The organism is Escherichia sp. KCJ4928 (assembly GCF_004352695.1).
Taxonomy (GTDB): Bacteria; Pseudomonadota; Gammaproteobacteria; order Enterobacterales; family Enterobacteriaceae; genus ECMA0423.
This window is the reverse complement of record NZ_SJWV01000220.1, coordinates 1-5853: the sequence shown is the minus strand read 5'-3', so window position 1 is coordinate 5853 and position 5853 is coordinate 1. Positions and strand designations below refer to the sequence as shown.

The window sequence follows — 5853 nt, the reverse complement described above, 5'->3', positions numbered from 1 at the left end:
ATAAATCTACGCAACAGGTTAGAACCCAAGGCCCGATACGGCATGCGGACTGCAGGCAGAGAAAACTGGCCGATTTTCTCTGCACTGGAGGGATAATACAAGGCCTGATAAGCGTAGCGCATCAGGCGATTTTGTGTTTGTCATCAGACTTAATCCGGGCATGATAGCCCGGATTTCCATCAAGATTAGCGACGAACAGCGATCGCTTCGATCTCAATTTTCACGTCTTTCGGCAGACGGGCAACTTCAACGCAAGAACGTGCCGGGAAGGTGGCATTGTGTTCGGTGAAGAAGGCTTCGTAGGTAGCATTAACGGTTGCGAAGTCGTTCAGATCTTTCACAAACACGGTGGTTTTAACGATGTCGCCCACTTTCAGGCCTGCGGCTTCGACGATCGCTTTTACGTTATCCAGCGACTGACGTGCCTGTGCAGCGACGTCTGCCGGTACTTCACCCGTTTTCGGATTTACCGGGATCTGACCGGAGGTGATGATCATATTGCCCAGATCAACGCCCTGTACGTAAGGACCGATAGCTGCCGGTGCATTTTCCGTCGCGATAGTTTTGCTCATGATTTCTCCTTTATTACAGCGGTAAAAAGTCTGGCTCATTATAGGGAGCCAGACTTTTATTACCAACCGCAATTAATTGGCCAGCACCACATTATGGGAAAACTCTTTTTCACAGTATTTGCATTTGAGCGCGATGTCATTGGCGCGTTTTCGCACGGCAAAGCTGGAAGAAACCGGTTCGGCATGGCTGATACAGTTGCTGTTCGGGCAGACCAGCACATTGTCGATGCGCTCTGGCAGACTGGGGCGCGATTTACCCACCACTTCATAGTTGTCGATACGGTTAACCGTGGCTTGCGGCGCATACAATGCCAGTTGATCTACCTGATCTTCACTCAAAAAGGTATTTTCGATTTTGATCAGATCTTTGCGGCCCATCTCGCCAGAAGGCAAGTTCAGACCGATGGTGATGCGCTGATCCGTTTCGGTCAGCTTGAACAGACTCAACAGCTTAAAACCGATCTGGGCGGGGATATGGTCAATTACCGTGCCGCGTTTAATAGCTTCAACCTGCAATTTATTATCGTGTGTCATCTCTATTTCCCCTTACAGTACCAGATCGCGATTCAGAACCAGTGCCAGTAACGCCTGGCGAGCGAAAATCCCGTTGCCTGCCTGCTGGAAGTACCAGGCGTGTGGCGTTTTATCAACATCCGTCGCAATCTCATCAACACGCGGCAGCGGATGCAGCACTTTCATATTGGCTTTGGCGTTGTGGAGATCGCTGGCGCGAAGAACAAACTGCGCTTTCACGTTGGCGTACTCGGACGGGTCCAGACGCTCTTTTTGCACGCGGGTCATGTACAGGATGTCTACTTCCGCCATCACTTCTTCAATAGAGCTGTGCAGACTCCATGCGATCCCTTTTTCATCGAGCATATCCAGAATGTATTGCGGCATTGCCAGCGCGTCCGGCGCGATGAAGTAAAAACGGTTGCCGTCGAACTTCGCTAACGCCTGAGTCAGGGAGTGAACGGTGCGGCCATATTTCAGGTCACCAACCATTGCGACGTGGAGATTGTCCAGACGCCCCTGGGTTTCCTGAATAGTGAATAAGTCCAGCAAGGTTTGCGTCGGATGTTGGTTGGAGCCATCACCGGCATTCAGTACCGGTACATTGCCGGAAAACTCGGTGGCCAGGCGCGCCGCACCTTCCTGCGGATGACGCATCACTATCGCATCGACGTAAGTGCTGATAACCGAAATGGTATCGGCCAGCGTTTCGCCCTTTTTACCCAGTGATGTATTGGCGCTGTCGGAGAAGCCCACCACGCTGGCACCCAGGCGGTGCATAGATGTTTCGAAAGAGAGGCGGGTACGGGTAGAGGCTTCGAAGAAACAGCTGGCAATGACTTTGTGCTTCAACAGCTCTGGTTGCGGGTTTGCTTTCAGTTTCGCCGCTGTCGCCAGCACCAGATTAAGGTCATCGCGACTAAGGTCGTTTATGGAAATGATATGTTTCTGATATAGCGGATTAGCCATCTTTTATCTCCTGACGCCTGGGCAAAAAAAAGCCCCTCGATTGAGGGGCTGGGAATGGGTGATCAACGGGAAGAAAAACGGCAGGCCAGCGTCTTTTTTCAGACGCGGTAAGACAAAATGTCGAACACACTGAACCATACATCCTCCCGGCAAATTGTCCGGCATTATACTCATCGTCAGAAGCGGTGCAAGCATTTGATGCAATATTTTGTCAGCGCAAACGGTTTATTTGAATTATAAGTCAAAATACATGCATTTTTATTTGTTGTGATTCTGCAGGGGAACGGTCGTTCGGTATCAATAATTGCAGACATTTCCTGCTTTTTTCTTTTTCACTTTCACGCAATCAGATATGCATTTTATTCCATTCATCCGACTTATAGGGCGGAGTGTGAAAACGAACGGCTAACACTATTGCTTACTGCTCAGGGATGCGCGCTATCACTTTAATTTCAAAATCAAAGCCTGCCAGCCATGTAACACCTACCGCCGTCCAGTTTGGATAAGGTGGGGCGCTAAATATTTCATTTTTCACCGTCATGATGTCTTCAAATTGGTTTTCTGGATCGGTATGGAAGCTCGTAACATCAATGATATCGTCAAAAGTGCATCCCGCAGCAGCCAGGGTCGCATGCAAATTATCAAATGCCAGTCTGACTTGTTGCTGAAAATCGGGTTCTGGTGTTCCGTCCTCTCGACTTCCTACTTGCCCGGAAACAAACAGCAAATCGCCGGAACGAATAGCCGCAGAATAACGATGTTCAGCATACAGTGAATGTCGGCCTGCAGGGAAAACAGCGGTTCTTTCTACCATTTGGTTATCCTCAAGATTTACGACATGAACAGAAGATTTATATTTACCAGGAGCCGCTTTTAGCGGACGACGTGAGTAAACAAAACCCAGACATCATGGATAATGGCTGGGCTTAATTGAGCGTAGTCGGTTATGCGCCAAACGCGCCATCAATGGTATGCATCGCGCCGGTAACAAAACTGGCTTCTGGCCCTGCTAACCATGCGACCATACCAGCGACCTCTTCCGGGTGCCCATGTCTTTTGATAGCCATCAAACTATGCAACATATCGCGCATTGGCCCGTTGGCGGGATTAGCGTCGGTATCAATTGGCCCTGGCTGGACGACGTTAATGGTGATCCCACGCGGTCCAAAATCACGGGCCAGCCCGCGCGCCATGCCTTGCAGGGCAGATTTGCTGGCGGCATAAGCAGCCATGCCTGCAACAGGCATACGATCGCCATTCACGGAGCCGATGATTAAGATGCGCCCGCCTTCGGGCATCTGCCGGGCGGCTTCAACAGAGGCATGATAAGGAGCATGAATATTGATTTTGAAAAGGCGATCAATATCGTCGGCATTTAATTCCAGGGCCTCGCCAAAGACGCCAATACCTGCATTTACCACCAGGATATCCAATGCGCCGCTCTTACGAACGACATCAATGACAGCGTCTCTGTCAGCACTATCTGTGAATACTGCTGTCGCTCCAGTCTCTTGTGCCAGGCGTTTAGCGGCATCTTTCGACCCCGCATAGGTGAATCGTACATTGGCCCCATCGGTGACGAAACGACGTACGATAGCGGCACCGATACCACGACTGCCACCGAGGATGAGAACTGTCTTACCTGTAAAAGCGCCCATAAGGACTCCTTGATTTATTATGTAACATGCATTACAAAACTGTTTTAACTTTCTGTCAACAAGTTTTGTAATGGTCACTAAAAAACAATCTCGCGTTCCAGGTCGTCCCAGACGTTTCGCTCCTGAGCAGGCAGTCTCTGCGGCAAAAGTGCTTTTTCACCAAAAAGGTTTCGATGCTGTCAGTGTTGCTGAAGTTACTGATTATCTTGGTATTAACCCCCCGAGCCTCTACGCGGCTTTTGGCAGTAAAGCTGGGTTATTTAGCCGTGTACTCAATGAATACGTCGGTACGGAAGCTATTCCGCTTGCCGATATTCTTCGTGATGATCGTCCAGTAGGCGAGTGCCTGGTTGAGGTATTAAAAGAAGCGGCGCGCAGATATAGCCAAAACGGCGGCTGCGCTGGCTGTATGGTTCTTGAAGGTATTCATAGTCATGATCCACTAGCGCGTGATATTGCCGTTCAATATTATCACGCCGCAGAAACGACCATTTATGACTATATCGCCAGGCGGCATCCACAAAGCGCACAATGTGTGACTGATTTTATGAGTACCGTGATGTCAGGGCTTTCTGCGAAGGCACGGGAGGGGCACTCAATCGAACAACTCTGTGCAACAGCTGCACTGGCGGGGGAAGCGATAAAAACTCTTCTCAAGGAGTGATGCTGGCCTTGATCCGAAAGGCGGGAACGCGCCTGCCGATAAGTTGTGATAAGACAATAATTCACGCGTTAAGGCTGGCGGAATTGATCATCTTTTCGTATAACGATAGAAATGAAACATTATTTTAATTAAGGAGTGGAAAAGATGATCATCGGAAATATTCATAATCTTCAGCCGTGGCTACCCCAGGAGTTACGCCAGGCGATTGAGCATATCAAAGCGCACGTTACGGCAGAAACGCCAAAGGGTAAGCACGATATCGAAGGCAATCGTCTGTTTTATCTTATCTCGGAAGATATGACCGAGCCGTACGAAGCTCGCCGTGCGGAGTATCATGCCCGCTATCTCGACATTCAGATTGTGTTAAAAGGTCAGGAAGGCATGACCTTCAGCACGCAACCTGCAGGCACGCCGGATACCGACTGGTTAGCTGATAAAGACATCGCATTTTTGCCGGAAGGCGTTGATGAGAAAACAGTTATCCTTAATGAAGGTGATTTTGTTGTGTTTTATCCGGGGGAAGTGCATAAACCGCTGTGCGCAGTGGGCGCGCCAGCCCAGGTTCGCAAAGCAGTAGTGAAGATGCTGATGGCGTGATGACTTTTCGCCGTAAATAACTCCAGGTTTACGGCGAGTTTGTGAAAAGAGCGTTTTTTGATATTTTTTTGTGAGTAGAATTTGTAATGCTTAGACGTTCTTATTAACTCAAGGAGTCCGTCATGAGCAAAATATCAGGTTGGAATTTTTCTCAAAACATTACATCAGCCGACAATTGTAAACAAAAAAATGAAGACTTAGATACCTGGTATGTGGGAATGAATGATTTTTCCCGAATTGCCGGAGGGCAGAATAGCAGAAGCAATATTCTTTCTCCCAGAGCATTTTTGGAGTTTTTGGCTAAGATATTTACCCTGGGTTATGTGGATTTTAGCAAACGCTCCAACGAAGCGGGTAGAAATATGATGGCTCATATTAAGTCCTCATCTTATATCAAAAATAATGATGGTAGTGAGATAATGAAGTTTGTTATGAATAATCCTGAAGGGGAGCGAGCGGATTTATCTAAGGTGGAAATAGAAATTACACTTGCCTCAGCTTTTAATAATGGGATTCGTGAAGGACATACAGTCATTATATTTACACAACCTGATGGTTCGACTAATCGTTATGAAGGGAAGTCCTTTGAAAGAAAAGATGAGAGTTCATTACACCTGATTACTAACAAGATTCTGGCGTGTTACCAACGCGAAGCTAACAAGGAAATAGCTCGTCTATTAAATATTCCGCAGGAGTTAAATAATTCTCAGGACTTGAATAACTCGCAGGTGAGTTGTAAAGATTCAGTTGATTCTACGATTACGGATTTATTAGAAAAACCATTGAATAATGCATTATTAGCAATAAGGAAAGAACATCTGCTATTAATGCCTTATGTATGTAATGAATCGATTTCATACTTGCTTGGTGAAAAAGGGAT

The 5853-nt window shown here is 47.6% G+C and carries 8 protein-coding genes and 1 pseudogene; 3 read left to right on the top strand and 6 right to left on the bottom strand.

All coding sequences use genetic code 11. From position 1 onward, the window contains the following. Positions 1–185: 185 nt before the first annotated feature. From ridA to bdcA, 6 genes are all read right to left on the bottom strand, one after another. Entirely contained in the window at positions 186–572 is a 387-nt protein-coding gene (ridA, locus tag E0D98_RS20790) for a 2-iminobutanoate/2-iminopropanoate deaminase (protein ID WP_000047539.1), read from the bottom strand. A gap of 72 nt (positions 573–644) precedes the next feature. Continuing rightward, the gene (gene pyrI / locus E0D98_RS20785) at positions 645–1106 is read right to left on the bottom strand and encodes an aspartate carbamoyltransferase regulatory subunit (protein WP_000148581.1); all 462 of its coding nucleotides are present in this window, start codon (positions 1104–1106) and stop codon (positions 645–647) included. Positions 1107–1118: 12 nt separating this feature from the next. Beyond that, positions 1119–2054, bottom strand: coding sequence for an aspartate carbamoyltransferase (gene pyrB / locus E0D98_RS20780; protein ID WP_000013046.1), 936 nt, complete (start codon positions 2052–2054; stop codon positions 1119–1121). A 3-nt stretch (positions 2055–2057) separates the two neighbouring features. Further along, the gene (pyrL, locus tag E0D98_RS20775) at positions 2058–2192 is read right to left on the bottom strand and encodes a pyr operon leader peptide (protein ID WP_001296693.1); all 135 of its coding nucleotides are present in this window, start codon (positions 2190–2192) and stop codon (positions 2058–2060) included. A gap of 280 nt (positions 2193–2472) precedes the next feature. Then, entirely contained in the window at positions 2473–2868 is a 396-nt protein-coding gene (locus E0D98_RS20770; RefSeq protein WP_000230281.1) for a RidA family protein, read from the bottom strand. A gap of 130 nt (positions 2869–2998) precedes the next feature. Beyond that, positions 2999–3712, bottom strand: a complete 714-nt coding sequence (gene bdcA, locus E0D98_RS20765; protein WP_000500726.1) for an SDR family oxidoreductase — start codon at positions 3710–3712, stop codon at positions 2999–3001. 70 nt (positions 3713–3782) lie between these two features. Here bdcA and E0D98_RS20760 point away from each other — a divergent pair, with 70 nt between their 5' ends. From E0D98_RS20760 to E0D98_RS20750, 3 genes and pseudogenes are all read left to right on the top strand, one after another. After that, a complete protein-coding gene (locus E0D98_RS20760; RefSeq protein WP_000256670.1) occupies positions 3783–4376 on the top strand; it encodes a TetR/AcrR family transcriptional regulator in 594 nt (197 codons plus the stop codon). A gap of 144 nt (positions 4377–4520) precedes the next feature. Next, on the top strand, positions 4521–4973 hold the full coding sequence (gene tabA / locus E0D98_RS20755) for a toxin-antitoxin biofilm protein TabA (protein WP_000583470.1): 453 nt from the start codon (positions 4521–4523) through the stop codon (positions 4971–4973). Between the two features lie 122 nt (positions 4974–5095). Continuing rightward, a pseudogene (locus E0D98_RS20750) lies at positions 5096–5853 on the top strand (DNA-binding protein); the annotation flags it as partial.